Origin of the sequence: Micromonospora sp. NBC_00421 (assembly GCF_036017915.1) — a bacterium.
GTDB lineage: Bacteria > Actinomycetota > Actinomycetes > Mycobacteriales > Micromonosporaceae > Micromonospora.
In genome coordinates, this window is sequence record NZ_CP107929.1 from 5,431,389 (window position 1) to 5,447,222 (window position 15,834).

13 protein-coding genes are annotated in these 15,834 nt (G+C 69.0%); 7 read left to right on the forward strand and 6 right to left on the reverse strand.

From position 1 onward, the window contains the following. Window positions 1-2: 2 nt before the first annotated feature. Window positions 3-1,142 carry a tryptophan dimethylallyltransferase family protein gene (locus tag OHQ87_RS23085; protein ID WP_328341067.1) on the reverse strand — a complete coding sequence of 380 codons (1,140 nt, stop codon included), beginning with the start codon at window positions 1,140-1,142 and terminating at the stop codon, window positions 3-5. A gap of 662 nt (window positions 1,143-1,804) precedes the next feature. Between OHQ87_RS23085 and OHQ87_RS23090 the strand changes: the two genes are divergently transcribed. The 7 genes from OHQ87_RS23090 to OHQ87_RS23120 are packed head-to-tail and all read left to right on the forward strand — an operon-like array spanning window position 1,805 to window position 8,462. Beyond that, complete coding sequence (locus OHQ87_RS23090; RefSeq protein WP_328341069.1) at window positions 1,805-2,854, forward strand: Gfo/Idh/MocA family oxidoreductase; 1,050 nt, start codon at window positions 1,805-1,807, stop codon at window positions 2,852-2,854. A gap of 34 nt (window positions 2,855-2,888) precedes the next feature. Then, window positions 2,889-4,262, forward strand: a complete 1,374-nt coding sequence (locus OHQ87_RS23095; RefSeq protein WP_328341071.1) for an AMP-binding protein — start codon at window positions 2,889-2,891, stop codon at window positions 4,260-4,262. Further along, window positions 4,255-5,490, forward strand: a complete 1,236-nt coding sequence (locus tag OHQ87_RS23100; RefSeq protein WP_328341073.1) for a hypothetical protein — start codon at window positions 4,255-4,257, stop codon at window positions 5,488-5,490. The genes OHQ87_RS23095 and OHQ87_RS23100 overlap by 8 nt, the downstream gene beginning before the upstream one ends. A 56-nt stretch (window positions 5,491-5,546) precedes the next feature. After that, window positions 5,547-6,389: a phytanoyl-CoA dioxygenase family protein gene (locus OHQ87_RS23105; RefSeq protein ID WP_328341075.1), complete on the forward strand. Its 843-nt coding sequence runs from the start codon at window positions 5,547-5,549 to the stop codon at window positions 6,387-6,389. After that, window positions 6,386-7,060 (forward strand): ABC transporter ATP-binding protein, encoded by a 675-nt coding sequence (locus tag OHQ87_RS23110; RefSeq protein ID WP_328341077.1) that lies wholly within the window; start codon window positions 6,386-6,388, stop codon window positions 7,058-7,060. Before OHQ87_RS23105 ends, OHQ87_RS23110 begins: the two co-directional genes overlap by 4 nt. Beyond that, window positions 7,036-7,773, forward strand: coding sequence for a hypothetical protein (locus OHQ87_RS23115; RefSeq protein ID WP_328341078.1), 738 nt, complete (start codon window positions 7,036-7,038; stop codon window positions 7,771-7,773). Before OHQ87_RS23110 ends, OHQ87_RS23115 begins: the two co-directional genes overlap by 25 nt. After that, window positions 7,770-8,462, forward strand: coding sequence for a hypothetical protein (locus tag OHQ87_RS23120; protein ID WP_328341079.1), 693 nt, complete (start codon window positions 7,770-7,772; stop codon window positions 8,460-8,462). Before OHQ87_RS23115 ends, OHQ87_RS23120 begins: the two co-directional genes overlap by 4 nt. 145 nt (window positions 8,463-8,607) lie before the next feature. Here the strand turns inward: OHQ87_RS23120 and OHQ87_RS23125 are convergent, their stop codons facing one another. From OHQ87_RS23125 to OHQ87_RS23145, 5 genes are all read right to left on the reverse strand, one after another. After that, window positions 8,608-9,882: an MFS transporter gene (locus OHQ87_RS23125; RefSeq protein WP_328341081.1), complete on the reverse strand. Its 1,275-nt coding sequence runs from the start codon at window positions 9,880-9,882 to the stop codon at window positions 8,608-8,610. 189 nt (window positions 9,883-10,071) lie between these two features. Next, window positions 10,072-11,118, reverse strand: a complete 1,047-nt coding sequence (locus tag OHQ87_RS23130; protein ID WP_328341083.1) for an alpha-hydroxy-acid oxidizing protein — start codon at window positions 11,116-11,118, stop codon at window positions 10,072-10,074. Between the two features lie 213 nt (window positions 11,119-11,331). Then, a complete protein-coding gene (locus OHQ87_RS23135; protein ID WP_328341085.1) occupies window positions 11,332-12,102 on the reverse strand; it encodes an alpha/beta hydrolase in 771 nt (256 codons plus the stop codon). Next, entirely contained in the window at window positions 12,099-14,153 is a 2,055-nt protein-coding gene (locus OHQ87_RS23140; protein WP_328341087.1) for a glycosyltransferase family A protein, read from the reverse strand. The genes OHQ87_RS23135 and OHQ87_RS23140 overlap by 4 nt, the downstream gene beginning before the upstream one ends. A gap of 82 nt (window positions 14,154-14,235) precedes the next feature. After that, entirely contained in the window at window positions 14,236-15,786 is a 1,551-nt protein-coding gene (locus OHQ87_RS23145) for an AMP-binding protein (protein WP_328341088.1), read from the reverse strand. Window positions 15,787-15,834 lie beyond the last annotated feature (48 nt).

Consider the following 15,834-nt stretch of genomic DNA (forward strand, 5'->3'; position numbering starts at 1 on the left):
ATTCAGAGGTGTCCTGCTCCGGCCCAGCCGGTCGGAGCCGCCAGCGCCGCACCGTCCACGGTCGACCGGTGGCGTGCCGGCGGACTCACCTGGTACGCCTCGGCGGACAGGTAGACGGTCACCCCCGGTCGGGGTGCGCCCAGCCGCAGGGACAGGTGCGGGATCAGCCCGACGCCGTCGCGCAGTGGTCGACGGGCCACCGCGGCGAGCGCCCGGTCCAGCACCGTGCGGTCGAACCCGTAGCGGTCCAGCACCGCCACCACCCGGTCGTACGCCTCCTCGTCGTCCTCGACGTAACCCCGGATCGGCACGTAGAGGCTGTAGCCGACGGGCCGGTCGACCCCCTCGACCAGGGTGTAGCTACCCACCAGCGGGAGGCCGACGAACCGGGTCCGGTCGCCACCGGCCAGCGCGCAGAACTCGGCGAGCCGGCTCGCGTCGACGTCGTCGACCACACCGGCCGCCCGGACGACGTCCCGCACCTGGGCGTCGTGGTGGGTCAGGTAGAGCTTGACCCGCGCCTGCGCGCTGTCGTGCAGGTCGAGGGCGAAGAACGTCAGGCGGTCCCGGTGGCCCAGCTCGCCCGGCCGGATGCCGTGGTCGAGCATCGTCTGGTAGGACCTGCCCAGCCCGAGCCGGTGCAGCGCCTCGGACACCAGGCTCGGGGCCCGGTCGACCCCCCTGACCTCCGGGTTGAGGTAGACCTTGAACTCCGGTCGCCGGCCGCTGCGGAATACCAGCGAGCACCAGAGCGCGAACACGCCCTGCGGGTCGTAGGTGGCGAACAGGTCGCGCACCGAATCCAGCCGGGACGTCGACAGGCCGGCGCGGTGCGCCTGGGTGTCCAGGAACCGCTGGGTGGCGAGCATGTTGGCCAACCGGCCCGGCGGCGCTCCCAGCGTCTCGCCCAGAATCCGTACCGTCGGCGGCTCGGTGGGGCTGAAGGCGACGGAGAACTCCACAGGGGTGTGGTCGTCGGCGACGTTGGACGGCCAGGGTGGCGGGGCCGACAACGGCTGCGGACCGGCCGGGCCGAGCAGGCCCTCCAACAGTTCCAGCGGCTCCGCCGCACCGATCCCGACGGCCGCGCACAAGCGCCGCAACTGGTCACCCAGTCGATCGGAAAGGAACACCTCGTCCATCAGTTCCCTCTCCCGATCACGCCGACTGACCGGAAGAGACCTTAGGAATCATTTCGCCGGAAGGTCAAGATTGATCACAACTTGCAATGACATAGCGGGATCCAGAGCGGCAAATCGCCCCTGTCTGATCACTCAGCGTTGCGCAAGGGACACGGTACATCATGTCAATTGTCACGCCGGGCCTCGGCGTGGGGCCTGGGCGCTCACCACACACCGGCCTGTTCCGACCGCACCCACACGACGACCATGAGTGTGATCTGGATCACCAAGACGCTCGCTTTGTGTCACAACAGGCAGCGCCGTCCAGCGGCCGCAGACGACGCGAATACCTGTTCATCGGCGCAACAGTCGTGGGCACCCCCTTACATTCAGTAGTTCCCGGTAGCGGACCAGGCGGTCGGCAGGCGTTGAGGGGCAGCGATGATGAGCAATGCCGGCTAGGGTTCCGAACAAGTCAATCTTCTGATTGACGATCCGCCAGCGGCGGGCGCAAGACCAATGGAAGGAACGGGGGTGATTTCCATGAAGGTCAAGCCGATCGTTCGGGGTAACCCGGCCTGAGCAAAATGAGGTGAGCTTGGATCGGGCTGTCGCCCGATCCAAGCTCACCTCTCGCTTCTTTTCCGCCCTGGAACAGCGCGGATTTCACGGGGGAAACACACATGAGAATAGCGATCATCGGCGTCGGCCATATAGGGCGACGCTATGCTGGTTATCTCCGCGAGGACGGTCTAGAGACCGTCTTCGTGGACAACAACGGCCGGTTCGACCACCGCCGGGTAGCCGAGGTGACGAATCCCGGCGCCGTCGATGTCTGGATCGTCGCGACACCGACGGCGACCCACCTCGGGGTCGTCCGAGAGATACTCGAGTTGGTGCCCGCAGCCGCCGTCCTCATCGAGAAGCCCGCCTGCCATCCCGATCAGATCCCGGCGCTGGCCAGCATGTTCGCCCGCCATCCGGACGCCCGCCTCCTCGTCAACGACGTCTACCAGCACAGCGCGACCCTGCACACGCTCGCTGCGGCGACACACGTCCGGGCACCACACGATCCGGTCAGACGGATCACCGTCGAATTCTCGAAGAACCGTCTCAAGGACGTGGCGGACGGTCGTTTCGTGGACCAGGCGTATGGCGATGTGGGCTACGAGTGGTTCCACATGCTGTCCCTCCTACGCGCCCTGCTGCCCACCGCGGATTTCAAGCAGTACCTCAGTCTTCCGCTCGCGGTGGCGACTCCTGAGGTACACACGGAGATCACCCTCCCGGCCGGTGTCGACATCACCCTCCACTCATCCGTCGTCGGACACATCGGATTTCCGGAGATCGGGCTCCCGTTCTACGCCGCAGCGGTGCCGCAGCGACATCTGGGCAGTGGTGAGATCCCCTACGGCTCGGACTTCCGGTACCGGGTGGCGGTCGTTGACTTTCAGTCCGGTGGCACTGCGACTGCAATTTTTGAGCCGCACTACGGTCGGTCGGTGGATTTCAAGAACCAACATCTGGTGGAGGTCCGCGCCGATGGGCGGACGGAGCGTCACGACATCACCGACAACCATCTCCGCCGCGCGCTGGGGCGTCAGATTCGGGACATCACCACCAGGGATCCGTGTGACGACGGACGGCTCCGACTCGACGAACACAGACACATGGCCGATCTCGCCGGCGTGCTGCGGCGCACCGACGACCGGCGCTCCCTGAACATCGCCTGAGCGCACCGCTCACGTCCAGCGCCGGAGGTCCCTGTTGGACTCATACTTCGCTCCCGCCGAACTGCGACACCGCCTCAGTGTCGAGGACGTGCTGGTGCGCTATCCCGAACTCACCTGCGACCACGAACAGTACGAGGATTCCCTGCCGGATCTGCCGTACCTGCGCTCGGTCCTGGCGACCTTCGTCCGTCGGCTCACCACCGAGACCACCCCGTGGCGGTGGACGCGGGCGGTCGCCGAGCAGGTACGGAGACATCCGATCTACGCGGACGAGCGGTACGCCGCCACGGAGCTGACCGGGCTGCCGACGTTGACGAAGACGGCTCTGCGGCGACACCCGGAGCCCTTCGACCACCTCGCGGAGCCGACTGCCGTCATCTACACCGACAAGACCTCCGGCACCTCGGGCGCACCGCTCGACCTGGCCTACAGCCAACAGTTCATGTCCCAGTCGCTGTACCTCGAACCGATCAAGATCATGATCCGCGCCGGGCTGACCGGGGTGGGCGCCGGGCCTGTTCTGTCGGTCTTCCTGACCGACAATCCCAGCCGTGGGAGTGGGCTGCTCGTCCCGAACCTGTTGGACGAGGTCGGGCACACCCTCATCGTGCAGGTCGACCCCAACGACGCGACGTCCCTGAACCGGGTGACCGATCTCCTCGAGGACCTGCAACCCGAAGTGCTGTCCTCCAAGCCGAACCTGTACCGAATGCTGCTCGATCGCTGGGGCGGGCAGCGACCCTTCGCGTCGTACCGCCCCCGGTTGGCGGTTTCCGGAGGCGCGATGCTGGACGACGCGCTCCGGCGGGCCGTGGCGGACCTGCTGGGTTGCCCGGTGGTGAGCAGCTACGCCATCAGCGAGGCCGGCTACCTGGGCTCGGAGTGCCCGTACGGTCGGATGCACCTGGACCTCTCGGTGCACGACCGGTTCGAGGTGCTCGACGAGTCGGGAAGGCCCGCGACCACCGGCGAACTCGTGGTCACCGCGTGCGCCAACAGTTGCATGCCGCTCGTGCGGTACCGGGTGGGCGACACCGTGACCCTGGCGGACGACTGCCCCTGCGGCGGCCCCGGGCCGGTTCTCGCGGCCCTGCGGGGGCGGACCACCCAACTCTTCCACCTCGGTGGAGGCGCACAACTGTCGCCCACCCGGTACATGAAGCTGTTCGAGCTGCACCCCGCGGTGCTCGAGTACCAGCTCACCCAGACCGGCGACCGGCGGTTCCGGCTCCGGGTCGAGCTCCGGGCGGAACTCCCCCCGCAGCAGCGCCGGGAGTCTCTCGCGGCGGTCGCCGCGTACGTCGAGGCGGGGATGCCGGTGCCCGTGGAGATCGACTGTGCGGAACAGGCACTCGACACGACCAGCGGCAAGTTCACCCGATTTCGAAGCGAGGTAGGCAATGCCTGACGATCTGCTGTCGGAACTCCCCGCTCTGTTGGGGGCGAACAGCGACATCCTGGACGCGGTGCGCGGCGGCGCGCTGGAGCGTACGGCGGTCCGCGACGAACTGCGCGCCGCCCTGACCAGCGATCCCGCAGCCTACGAACTCTTCGTCTCGGTGTGCTGCCACCGGACGCCGTACGGTGAGAGCTGGGTGCACGGTCCGGGCGAGAAGGGCCCGTACCTCTCCCTGGAGATCGCGGCGGACGCGCTCGACGAGGAGCGGTACCGACGATTGTTGTTCTCCGTGGTCACCACCGACTCGCCCGCCGTCCCGTACGACTACCGTGCGCTCGCCGCCGCCGCGCTGGTGCGGGTCGGCGTCGGCGGGCACCTGGCGGAGCTGAAAGCGCTGGCAGACCAGCCCGACCTGCCCGAGCGGGGACTGGCCGCCAAGCTCGCCTGCCGGACCGACGGCATCGACCACCTCTTCGACATACCCGAGACGGTCGCCGCCCGCCTCGACCTCCTCCGGGCGGCGAGTGCTGCCAAGACCAACGAGAGCCGGCGGCGGCTGACCCGCCGGATCATCGACGCGGTGGACGGCCGCGAGCCGGTGGCCGAGCCGGCCGCCGCGGACGCCTACCTCTCGACGGAGGCAGAGCGCCTCATCGCCGAGGGCATCGCCGGTGGCCTCGCTCTTCCCCGTGACTACCTCGTGGTGTGGGACCAGATCCCGGTTCCCGATGCGGACGGGAACGGGCTGACCATCGCCGAGCTGTTGCGCATCGTGCTCCTCTGCGGTGAGTTCAAACTCCCCGACACCGCCGTCCGGCCGGTGCTGATCGACTTCTACCGATCGGTCCTGCGGATCAGCGGCCGGGCTATCATCGGGCTCTCCGCCGGGGTCTTCCACGTCGAGCACGGTGTGCAGGCGAGCCCCTCACTGTTCTTCCTCGGCCGGGACGCGGTGCTCGGGAAGGGTTGCGTCATCGACTGCGTGGGTGGCGCGGTGCTCCAGTCCGGCAGCTTCCTGGGCGGGGGCTTCATCCCGATCCTCATCCACACCCACAAGCACATCCGGAGTGCGGGTGAGCCGGGAGCCGCCGAGCGCAAGCGGGTGCTCCCCTGCATCTTCGCGGCCGAGGCCGGGGCCCGGCTGCCGATGGAGGCGATCGGCATCTTCGAGAGCGCCGACTACCTCGACGGCCGGCCCGTCCCCTACGCCGGTATCCGCGCCATCGCACTACGTTGACCAGGGAAGCGAGACCAGTCGTGACAGCACAGTCGACATCCGCGGAACCGATCGGCATGGCGCCTCCCGGCTTCACGCCCGAGACCTGGGAGCAGTTCGCCACGGCTGGCATCCTGGTCGTCGAGGACGCGCTCGACGCGGCACAGGTCGCCCGCCTGGCGGCGGCCGTACGCGGGGCGCCCGAGCCGACCGCATGGAACATCGTCGAGACCGACCCGCGCTTCACGGTGATGATCGACCACCCGGCCCACCTCGGTTACCTGTACGACGTGTACGGCGAGATGCTCAAGCTGCTGCGCAGCGAGTACTTCCGTCGGCCGCCGGGGCAGGCGATCCGTAACAAGTGGCACTTCGACGGCCCGCGCCCCGTGCCCTTCCAGGTGTTCGCCGAGCAGGCGCCGCTACGGATCAAGGTGGGGTACTGGCTCACCGACCTGCCCCACGGCGACATGGGCAACCTGACCTACGTGCCGGGCAGCCACCGCCGGCCCCACCTGTCGACCTACCACACCCACGAGCCGCACCCGGAGGAGGTGGCCCTCACGGTCCGGGCGGGCACGATGACCATGATGTGGGGTGGGTTGTGGCACCGGGTCGCCGAGAACAACAGCGATGTCACCCGGCTCAACATGTTCCTCGAGTACGGCCCCAGCTGGATCGTGACGAGCGACCGGGAACACAGCGATCCTGCCTGGTTGGCCGGGCTCGGGCGTACCCGCCGGATCCTCATGCGCGACTACGTCCATCCCAACCATCTCATCAAGCCACCCGCGGAGGACGTCCCCCTGTTCGCGCGGCGGGCCGACGACCCCGGCGGCGACGCGGACGACTACGGTCCGCACGTCCCGCTGGAACTGCGCAAACGCTCCACCTGGCTCGAACGGCACCTGTCGTCGTGACCGCGCTCATCGAGCTCGACGAGGTCGGATACCACTACCCGCACGGCAGGAGCGAACGGCGCGACGTGCTGCACGGGGTCTCGTTGACCGTGGCAGCAGGCGAGGCGGTCGGCGTCGTCGGCAGCAACGGCTCCGGGAAGAGCACCCTGCTGAGGGTTCTCGCGACGCTGTTGCGTCCGACCCGAGGCCGGGTGCTCTACCGGGGGGTGCCGATGCCGGCGGGCCTGCGGTCCTACCGGGCCCACCTCAACTACTGCGGCGGCGCACCACAGGGCTTCTACCCCCGGCTGACGGCCGCCGAGAACCTGCGGTTCTTCTCGGGCATGAAGGGGCGCATGCTCTCCCGCGGACAGATCGTCACCCTGCTGGGCAGGGTGGGGCTGTCGGACAGCGTCGACGTCAACTACTCCCGCTTCTCGCTGGGGATGCGTCAGCGACTACACCTCGCCGCGGTCCTGTTCGAGCCGGCGGACGTCTGGATTCTCGACGAGCCCACCAACGGCCTGGACGGTGACGGGATGGCACTGCTGCGGGACCTGCTCGCCGAGGTGGACGGGCGGGTTGCCCGGGTGGTGGTGAGCCACGACGCTGACTTCCTCTCCCGGGTGGTCGACCGTACGCTGCACCTCAGGGACGGGAAGTTGACGTGTTCACGTTCGCACTCTTCCTGATCCGGGTCCAGTGGATCGACCGGCTGGCCACGTCCTCGTTCCTGATCGGGATCACCGTCCAGACCGCCCTGCTCTCCCTGGCGCTGTACCAGAACGCGGAGACACCGCGTGAGGCGCTCGTCCTCGCCACCCGGGCCGCCCTGCTCACCTGCACGGCCATCGTGCTGCTGTCGGCCATGTCCAGCGTCCAGAACGAGTTCCGGTACGGCACCATCGAGAAGGTGGTCCTCAGCGCCGTGTCGCTGCCCACCCTCCTGCTCGTCCGGGCCGCAGCCTCCGCGGTCGTCTCGTCCCCGGCGATCGTCGTGCCGTTCCTGGCCGCGTACGCCCGGTTCCCGGAGCTGGTCGGACCGCGCAGCCTTCTGGTGATCCTGCTGGTATACGTGTCACTCGCGGCTGTCTGCTACCAGTCGACGCTCGTCCTGTGCCAGTTCAGGGCACCCGTCGGGGTGGTGCCGTGGTTGCGACTCGGTCTGCTGTTCGTCGGGCTGTCGGTCCTGCCCTTCACGGGTGCCCCACTGGTCGCGCTGGTGCTGCCCACCGGCTGGATCCTCCAACTGGTCGCGGCCTCCGGCCCGCACGCCACCGCCACGGCGCTGACCGGTTTCTTCGCGGTCACCACCGCGTGGACCGGCCTGCTCTGGATGCTGCTGCGGGACCGGACGATGAACCGGATCGAGCGGACTCTCACGGATGGAGCAGAGGCGCGGTGAACAGGTGGCGGCTCGCTACGCTCGTCCTTCGTAACCGCATCCGGCAGGAGGGCCTGACACCGTATCTGCTGCGGATCGGTCCGCTCAGCATGCTCAACGTCCTGTTGCTCGCGGCCATGTTCACGACCGCGAACGGCAGGTCGCTCGACCTCGGCCTGTTGGCGGACCAGTACGTCTACTTCGTCCCCCTGCTGGCGCTGAGCGCGGCGGTCGGCACCTGGGAGGTCGAACTCTTCGCCGGGCTCGGGGAGCACTACCTGCTGCGGCCGTCCTGGGTGTGGCCGACCCGACTGGTCAGTGCGACAGTCGAGTGCATCGTGCCGCTTGTCTTCTTCGTCCTCCTCATCATGCTGACTCCCGGCGGGCGGCGCTGGCAGCACGTGGTGACCGCTCTGCTGATGCTGCCGGTCTTCATCCTGGTCGGGTCGGCGCTCGGGTTCTGCCTCGGCTTCCGCCACGAGAAGGCGGTCAACAACTTCCTCAACGTGATCGTCTGGGTGCTGGGGTTCGGCCCCGGACCGTTCTTCGGCAACGACACCTCCGGGTTGCGGGTTCTCTTCCCGGGCGGGTTCTCCTTGCGCGGGGAGTTCGGCGCGGAGTGGCTACGCCTGGCCTGCCTGGCCCTGTTGGGAATCGCACTGGCCCGCTGGGGTCGACTGCCGCGCCGGCAGCCGTTCTTCGCCCGCTGACGTCGTACCCCGCCCGGGGTGACCGACCGGGCGGGGTACCCACCGGGCCCGTCGATGCGACCCGCAGGGCCCGGCGGCAGCGATCCATGCGTGCCGGTCGGGTTGCCGCCCTACGATGGCGGCAACCCGACCGACCTCTCGTCCGCTAGGCGGGCTGCTCCACGTACGGGCGGTTGCGCTCCGCCCACCGCACCACGTACGGGGTCACCGACCCGACCACGAGGAACACGGCACCGAGCGCCAGCCAACCCGGCACCCCCCAGGTGATACAGAACAGCACCAGCACGGAGGGGGCCACGACGTTCGCCAGTCCGGCGCCGAACCCGAACAGGCCCATGTACTGCCCCTGGGCGTGAGCCGGCGCGAGAGTGAACCGCAACTCCAGAGAGCCGGCCGTGTGCCACAGTTCACCCACGGTGTGGATGAAGATGCCGGCGAGGATACCCACGAGGGCGAGCCAGGTGGGCAGCCCCGCAGCCACCGCCATCGCGGCCATGCCGAGGAAGAAGGCAACGCCGGAGCGGCGCATCGCCCGACCGGCGGCGACAGTGTCGTCCACTCCCCGGCTGGCCCGCACCTGGAGCAGGACCACCAGCGCGGTGTTCACCAGCGCAGCCGCGCCGACCAGCCACCGGGGCGCGTCGGTGTGCCCGACGATCCACAGTGGCAGGGCGAAGAGCAGCACCTGGTGGTGGATGGACATGATGCCGTCGAGCGCGGTGATCGCCATGTACCCCCGGTCCTTCAGCACCGCCCAGCGGCTGGCCCTGGGTGGCGCTGGCACCGGCGCCAGCGACGGCAGCGCCGCGATGATCGCCGCGCTGGCCACGAAGCTGAGGGCGTTACCCAGCACCAGGGCGAGATAGGCCGGTCGGGTGTCGAGTTGGACGGCGAAGCCGGCAGCCAGGGCGGCACAGCTTCCGGCGAGGTTCGCCACCGACCGCAGATAGGCGCGGTAACGCGTCAACTCGGCCCCGCCCACTCCACGCACCAGCGGGCCACGGGCCGCTCCACCGGCGGAACGGGCGAGCTCGCCGACGCAGAGCGCCACCAGGACCAGCCAGAAGGACTGGACCAGGACGAGAGCCGCCATCGCCGCTCCCTGGATGACGAGCATCCACAGGTAGACCTCCCGCGGACCCCGCCGATCGGCGATGTGCCCCACCGGTACGCCGGCGAAGAGGCCGACCCCGGCGGCAAGACCGATGCCGATACCGACCTGCGCCAATGGGAGCCCGACGACACGCGTGAAGTACAGCGCCGAGCTGACCATGAAGACGCCGCTGCCGATCATATTGACGAATGTCGCCAGCGCGAGAATCTGCTGCGGCCGTGTCCCAGGGACCAGCCCGCGCCGAACCAACCAGGATCTCGGCGGTTCCTCCTTGCTGGTGTCAACTCCTTCGGCCAACTGCGTCACGGCGTCCCCTTGCGGTGTCGTCACAGATCCTGATTCCCTTCATCAAATGGCTCGGCCAATGTAGTTGCGGGTCGATGCTCGGGTGCATCAGCCTCACGACCGATACCGCAAAATGTCCGACTCTGCTAATGTTCTTTACATCGGAAGAGGTGGTCGGCCGCAGCGGGCAGACCCGAGGCAGCCGGTCACTCACCGGCTCACCAGCACCGATGGGTCGAGTTCGGCGGGCGACACGAAACCCGCCAACCCCAGGGTGAGATCCAGCTCGGCCAGCAGGCTCCGCACCACCTGCCGGACCCCCTCCGTACCGCCGTTCGCCAGCCCCCACAGATAGGGCCGGCCGAGCAGGACGGCACGGGCCCCGAGCGCGAGCGCCTTGAAGACGTCGGACCCGCTGCGCACACCGGAGTCGAAGAGCACGGTGAGCCGGTCGCCGACCGCTGCGACGATGCCCGGCAACGCGTCGAGCGACGCGACGGCACCGTCGATCTGCCGGCCGCCGTGGTTCGACACCACGACGCCGTCCATGCCGGCGTCTGCGGCCCGCCGCGCGTCATCGACGTGCTGAATGCCCTTGAGCACGATCGGCCCGTCCCAGTTGTCACGCAGCAGAGCCAGCTCAGGCCAGGTGTGGGCCCGCCCGTTGAACATCGGAATCCATGCCTCGATGGCGGCCTGCACGTCGTCTTCGCACGTGCGCCCCAGCCGCGACCGGAAGACCGGATCGGAGAAGGGCGTAGCCAGGCCGTTGCCTCGCAGGAAGGGCAGGTAGCCGCGGTTCAGGTCGTGCGGGCGCCAGCCCAGCGTCCAGGTGTCCAGCGTGACGACGAGAACCTCGTAGCCAGCCTTGTCGGCCCGCTTGAGCAGGCTCGTCGTGACCTCGTCGTCGTGCGGCCAGTAGAGCTGGTACCACCGAGGGCCGGCCACCTCGGCCACCTCCTCGATGTTGAAGGACCCGGCCGTGCTCAGCACCATGGGAATGCCCAGCGACGCTGCCGCACGGGCAGTGGCGATGTCGCCCTCCGGATGGACGATCGACTGGACGCCGACCGGGGCCAGGGCCAATGGTGCCGGGTAGACCCGGCCGAACAGCTCGGTGCGGAGATCCCGTACGTCGGCCGACCGCAACATTCGCGGGACGATTCGCCAGCGCGCGAAGGCCGCGCAGTTGGCCGCGGCGGTGTCGCCACTGCCGCAGGATCCGGCCACATACCAGTAGGCGGTGTCGTCCAGCACCTCCCGTGCCGCCTCCTGGAGACCCGCCACATCCACCGGATACCGCGGCGGCCCCTCACGCAGACCCGCACGGTAGATCTCGAACTGGAAATCAGCGTGGTTCACCGATACCTCCTTTCCGTGTGCACGGACGAATTCCCACCACCGGGACGAGCGCCGGGTATCGCACCGCGACTTCCGCCGCCGATGGGACAATGTTGTCCGCAGTCGTCATCAGAAGCCGTTGTGACGTAGCCAGCGGATACAGTCGGCAGTCCAGTGCAGGCCGGTGTTCCGCGCGAGCCCGAGCGCATGCGGGCCGGATTGATAGATGTGCAGTTCGCAACTGACCCCCGCCTCGTAAAGCACCCGGGCGAACGTCGTGGCGTTGCGCGCCGTCACCTCGTCGTCGTCGAGGGTGTGCCAGACGAAACACGGCGTAACCTGGTCGTCGACAAGCATCTCCGCCGAGAAGCGCCGCCGTTGGTCCTCGTCACCGGCCAGCTCACCGAGGAAGTTGCGTCTCGTCTCCTCGTGGGCAAGTGGATCATTCATCGAGACGACCGGATAGCAGAGCACGCCGAGTGCGGGCCGCTTCGTCCGCTGGTTCGGCAACGACACCGCGGTCAGCATCATCGACGCGAGATGCGCCCCGGCGGACGAGCCGATGACGCCGACCCGCTCGGGATCCAGACCCCATTCGTCCGCCCGGGACCGCAGCAGCGCCAGAGCCTGCCAGGCGTCTGCCAGCAGGGCCGGGAACCGGTGCCCGGCCGATCCGAGACGGAAGTTCACCACCGCGGCGGCGATGCCCTCGGTCGCCAGCCACCGCGCGTACTGAAGACCGGACTTCTTGGACAGGAAGGTGTACGCCCCACCCGGCAGCACCAGCATCGCGGCGCCGGTCGCCTGCTCCGGCGGCGGCAGATGAACGTCCAGGTGGGGAACGTCCTCGTCCGGGCCGACGCCATGAGGGACCGGCCCGTCCCAGAGGTCGACTCTCATGACGCCACGTCCTGGGCGTTCTTCATCCGGACCACCTGCCCGCGCTCGATGTCGATGACGAACTCCTGGCCCTCCCAGACGGCGGAGGGGTCGACCTCCGGTGGTGCCTCCCGCATGGCGTTCCGCGACTGGTCGACCTCGCTGAGCAGCCACTCGTAGCTGCTCTCCGGCAGTCGTTGCGCACGGAAGTAGTCCCGGAGCGTCCGCTGGTAGCAGGTGAGGATGTCGGCGTAGTGCTCGGCGATGATCTGCTCCGCCACCCGCTCGGCCAGGTCGGGGCGCTCGTCGTGTGCGGCCGCCTGGATCCGGCCGAGAACGTCCGCGCTGAACCAGCGCTTCTCCACGTCGGCGGCGTGCTCGCCGAAGACCACGCCAAGAAACCGCTCGCGGACGATGTCCTGTGCCTCGGGGTCGTCGTGGGCATAGAACCGGAGGGCGTTCTGGAGCATCCACCGCAGCGGGAACAGCACCCGCTCCGGGAAGATGTTCCGGCGGAAGGCCTCGTCGTCGTAGGCGCGCACCTCGTCCTCGATGTCGCCCTGGATCCGGGTCATGTGGACGTAGAGTCCGCTCGCCCGCTCGATCATCGAGTCACGGGTCTGCCCGTAGAACACCGCCTGGCTCTTCATCAGATTCCGGGCCATCTTGATCAACCGATCGGTCTCGGTCTGCGCGCACGCCTCGGCAGATGCCAGGCGCACCGTGCAGCCCGTCGCCTGGAGCACCCGGCCGGACTGGTAGTCGCTGCCGGTGACGATGCGCAACCCGGGGCGGCGCAGCTGGTGCTGACCGCCGATGGCCGCGGCCCAGACCCGGAACGCCTTGAGCGCGTCACTCGTATCCGGATAGATCATCTCCTCCGGCGCACCCATACCGGCGAAGAGCCAGGACAGGAAGATGTCATGGCCGATCACCGCGTGCCAACGCCACATCTCATCGGCCCCGACCTGACCGTTCTCGAGGAACGTCAGCGCCGCGTCGTCACCGGAGACGGGAGCCTCCGCAAGCACCAGGGTCCGGTCCTCGAGCAGGTACGCCAGCCGCCCGGCGGGATCGCGGAGCACACCGAACCGTCGCCCGTGCTCGTCCCGGTTGCACAGCGGCACCTCGACCTCGCCGACGTCCTGCACGCGGACCCGGACGAGGTCCCCGACGACCTCCCTGGCGTGGCGGGGCAACTGGGGAAACGCCAGTTCGGTGGAGAGATCGACCGGAACCCCGACCGCCGTCGACAGGTCCGCGTGCCGGGCCAGGCGGTCCGGATAGGCCGGCACGTAGTTGGCGAAGAGCCGCAGCGCCGCGGTCAGCTTGTAGGTGAGGAACGGCATGACGCCGTCGACCGTCGGGCTCTCCTCGAACACCCGAACCAGTTCCCGCAGGACGTGCGGGTGATAGACGGTGTCGCCGTCGGACACCGCGATGATCGCCGTCTGTAGGCGACGCCAGTCGCCGTCGACCAGGCACATCTCCCGCACGGTGGCGATGCAGCTGTCCACCCCCAGCCGGGCGGCATGGCCCGCCCCCGGCTGCGCCTGATTCAGATAGACGATCCGGATCGGGCCGTCGTTCGCGGCGCGGATTCGCTTGACGATCTCGTCGGAACCGTCGGTGGAGTTGTTGTCGACCGCGACGATCACCACCCGTCCCAGGTCGACCCCATGCTGGTGCAGCAGGGACTGAAACGTGGCCTCGATGTGCGGCGCCTCGTCCATGAACTTGATGACGAGGAAGATGTCGCGTCCCTCCGCGGCGAACCGGGCCGCGTCCGCCAGGGGCTGGTACTGGTCCTGCGGAAAACGGGCCGACCGCCCGGCGAGGAACGCCTCGACCACCTGCCGCTGCGCGTCCTGAACGGCCGCCAGGTCGACGCCGCGCGCCACGGCCTCGGCGCGGGCCGTGAGCACGCCGCGCGCCCGCTCGATCTGCTCCGGAAGCAGCGGGTCGACGTCGGAGGACATGTGCAGTTGCAACAGCGGGCTGCGGAGGGTCGCCGCCACGGGTTCGTCCCGACGGCGGTCCGTCCAGGTGTGATGGAACAGGCCAGATGTCATGTGCGCTCCCAGGCTGGTGAGTGGTCGGACCGGAGGAGGACGGGTCACGTACGCCGGACGGGTCGGTGGCGAGCCGTCCCGGTCATCCGGGTGGGGACGGCCGGCGTTCCCGCCCCACCGCCCGACGAGCGGCCAGGTCCCGTAGTCGGCGGTGCAGGATCTTGCCCACGCTGTTGCGGGGCAGGGCCGGCATGAAGTGGATCTGAACCGGCACCTTGTAGGACGCGAGCCGTGCGGCGGCGAAGACCCGCAGCTCGTCCTCGGTCGCCGAGGAGCCGGCATGCAGCACCACCGCCGCGGCCGTCTCCTCACCGAGAGTGGGGTGCGGACGACCGAAGGCCGCCGCCTCCCGCACCGAAGGGTGCTCGACGAGCACCTCCTCGACCTCGGGAGGGGAGATCTTCTCGCCACCCCGGTTGATGATGTTGGCCATCCTTCCGCGCAGGGTCAGGTAGCCGTCCTCGTCGAAGGTTCCCTGGTCCCCGGTTCGCAGCCAACCGTCGAGGAAGGGCTGCTCCGAAGCCGGGACGTCCAGGTAGCCGGGGACGACGTTGGCGCTGCGGATCAGGACCTCACCGGTGCTTCCCGGCGCGTCGGTCAACTCCCCGTCACCGGTCAGCAGGACGATGCTCGCGTCCTGCGGGACACCCACCGTGCCCGGCTTGCGCGGGCCGTCCAGCGGGTTGCTGGCTACCTGGCCGGGAGCCTCGGTCAACGCGTACGCCTCCACCACCGGCGCGGCCAGGGTGCCCTCCAGTTGCTCGAGCAACCGGACCGGCAACGCCGACGAGGTCGACCGGATCACCCGCAGGCGGAGCTCGTCGGCGATCGGGGGCATGCTACGGATCATCGTGAGCAGGGTGTGATGCACGACGGGTGCCGCGGAGTACCAGTTCGGAGCCACCGCCCGGACGAGTTCCAGCAGCGCTTCCCGAGTGGTCAACGGACCGCAGATCGTGCTGCCGCCGCTCGCCAGCGGGGCCAGCAGCCCGGTGAGGATGCCGTGGGCGTGGTGCAGCGGCATCGCGTTCAGGGCCCGGTCCCCGGCGTCCAGCCGCAGCGTCCTCCCGATGCTGTCCACCGCCGCGGCCAGGTTGCCCTGGGTGATCTGGGCGGTCTTCGCAACCCCCGTGGTGCCGGAGGTGAAGAGCAGCAGCGCCGGGTCCTCGGCGGACGGCTCCTCGTCCGTCGAGCCGTCCAGATCGTCGACCGACCAGCAGAGGACCGGTGGGCCCTCGCCGAGCAGCGCCCGCAGGCGGGGGGCCGACCCGGTGTCGGCCAGGACCGCGCGGGGACGCAGGCGGGCGAGGTAGGCGACCAGCTCACGATCAGCGAGGCCGGGATCGAGCGGTGCCACGGCGCAGGCCGACATGGCGGCGGTCAGTGCCAGTGCCATCCGCCAGTCGTGCCCCATGACCAGGCCGACCCGGTCGTGAGGTGTCACACCCGCATCCCGCAGTCGCTCCCGGGCGCCGTCCCGGATCCGGCGTAGATCCTGGTGAGTCGCCCGGACCCCGGTGGCGTCGACGAAGGCCGGGGCCGCACCCACCCGGCCGGCGGCGACGCGCAACCGGGCCTCCAGGGTCGCGGCGGTGATCTCGGGAAGTGTCGGTTCCGAGGGCTCTCTCGGCATCAGGTCCTCCTGGCGGTCCGGCCGGTGGGATGTGGACGGTGGTGATGC

Excerpts from the sequence above, each read along its gene's own strand:
- OHQ87_RS23085 (WP_328341067.1), bottom strand. The coding sequence starts at position 1,142 with ATGGACGAGGTGTTCCTTTCCGATCGACTGGGTGACCAGTTGCGGCGC.
- OHQ87_RS23090 (WP_328341069.1), top strand. The coding sequence starts at position 1,805 with ATGAGAATAGCGATCATCGGCGTCGGCCATATAGGGCGACGCTATGCT.
- OHQ87_RS23100 (WP_328341073.1), top strand. The coding sequence starts at position 4,255 with ATGCCTGACGATCTGCTGTCGGAACTCCCCGCTCTGTTGGGGGCGAAC.
- OHQ87_RS23105 (WP_328341075.1), top strand. The coding sequence starts at position 5,547 with ATGGCGCCTCCCGGCTTCACGCCCGAGACCTGGGAGCAGTTCGCCACG.
- OHQ87_RS23135 (WP_328341085.1), bottom strand. The coding sequence starts at position 12,102 with ATGAGAGTCGACCTCTGGGACGGGCCGGTCCCTCATGGCGTCGGCCCG.
- OHQ87_RS23140 (WP_328341087.1), bottom strand. The coding sequence starts at position 14,153 with ATGACATCTGGCCTGTTCCATCACACCTGGACGGACCGCCGTCGGGAC.
- OHQ87_RS23145 (WP_328341088.1), bottom strand. The coding sequence starts at position 15,786 with ATGCCGAGAGAGCCCTCGGAACCGACACTTCCCGAGATCACCGCCGCG.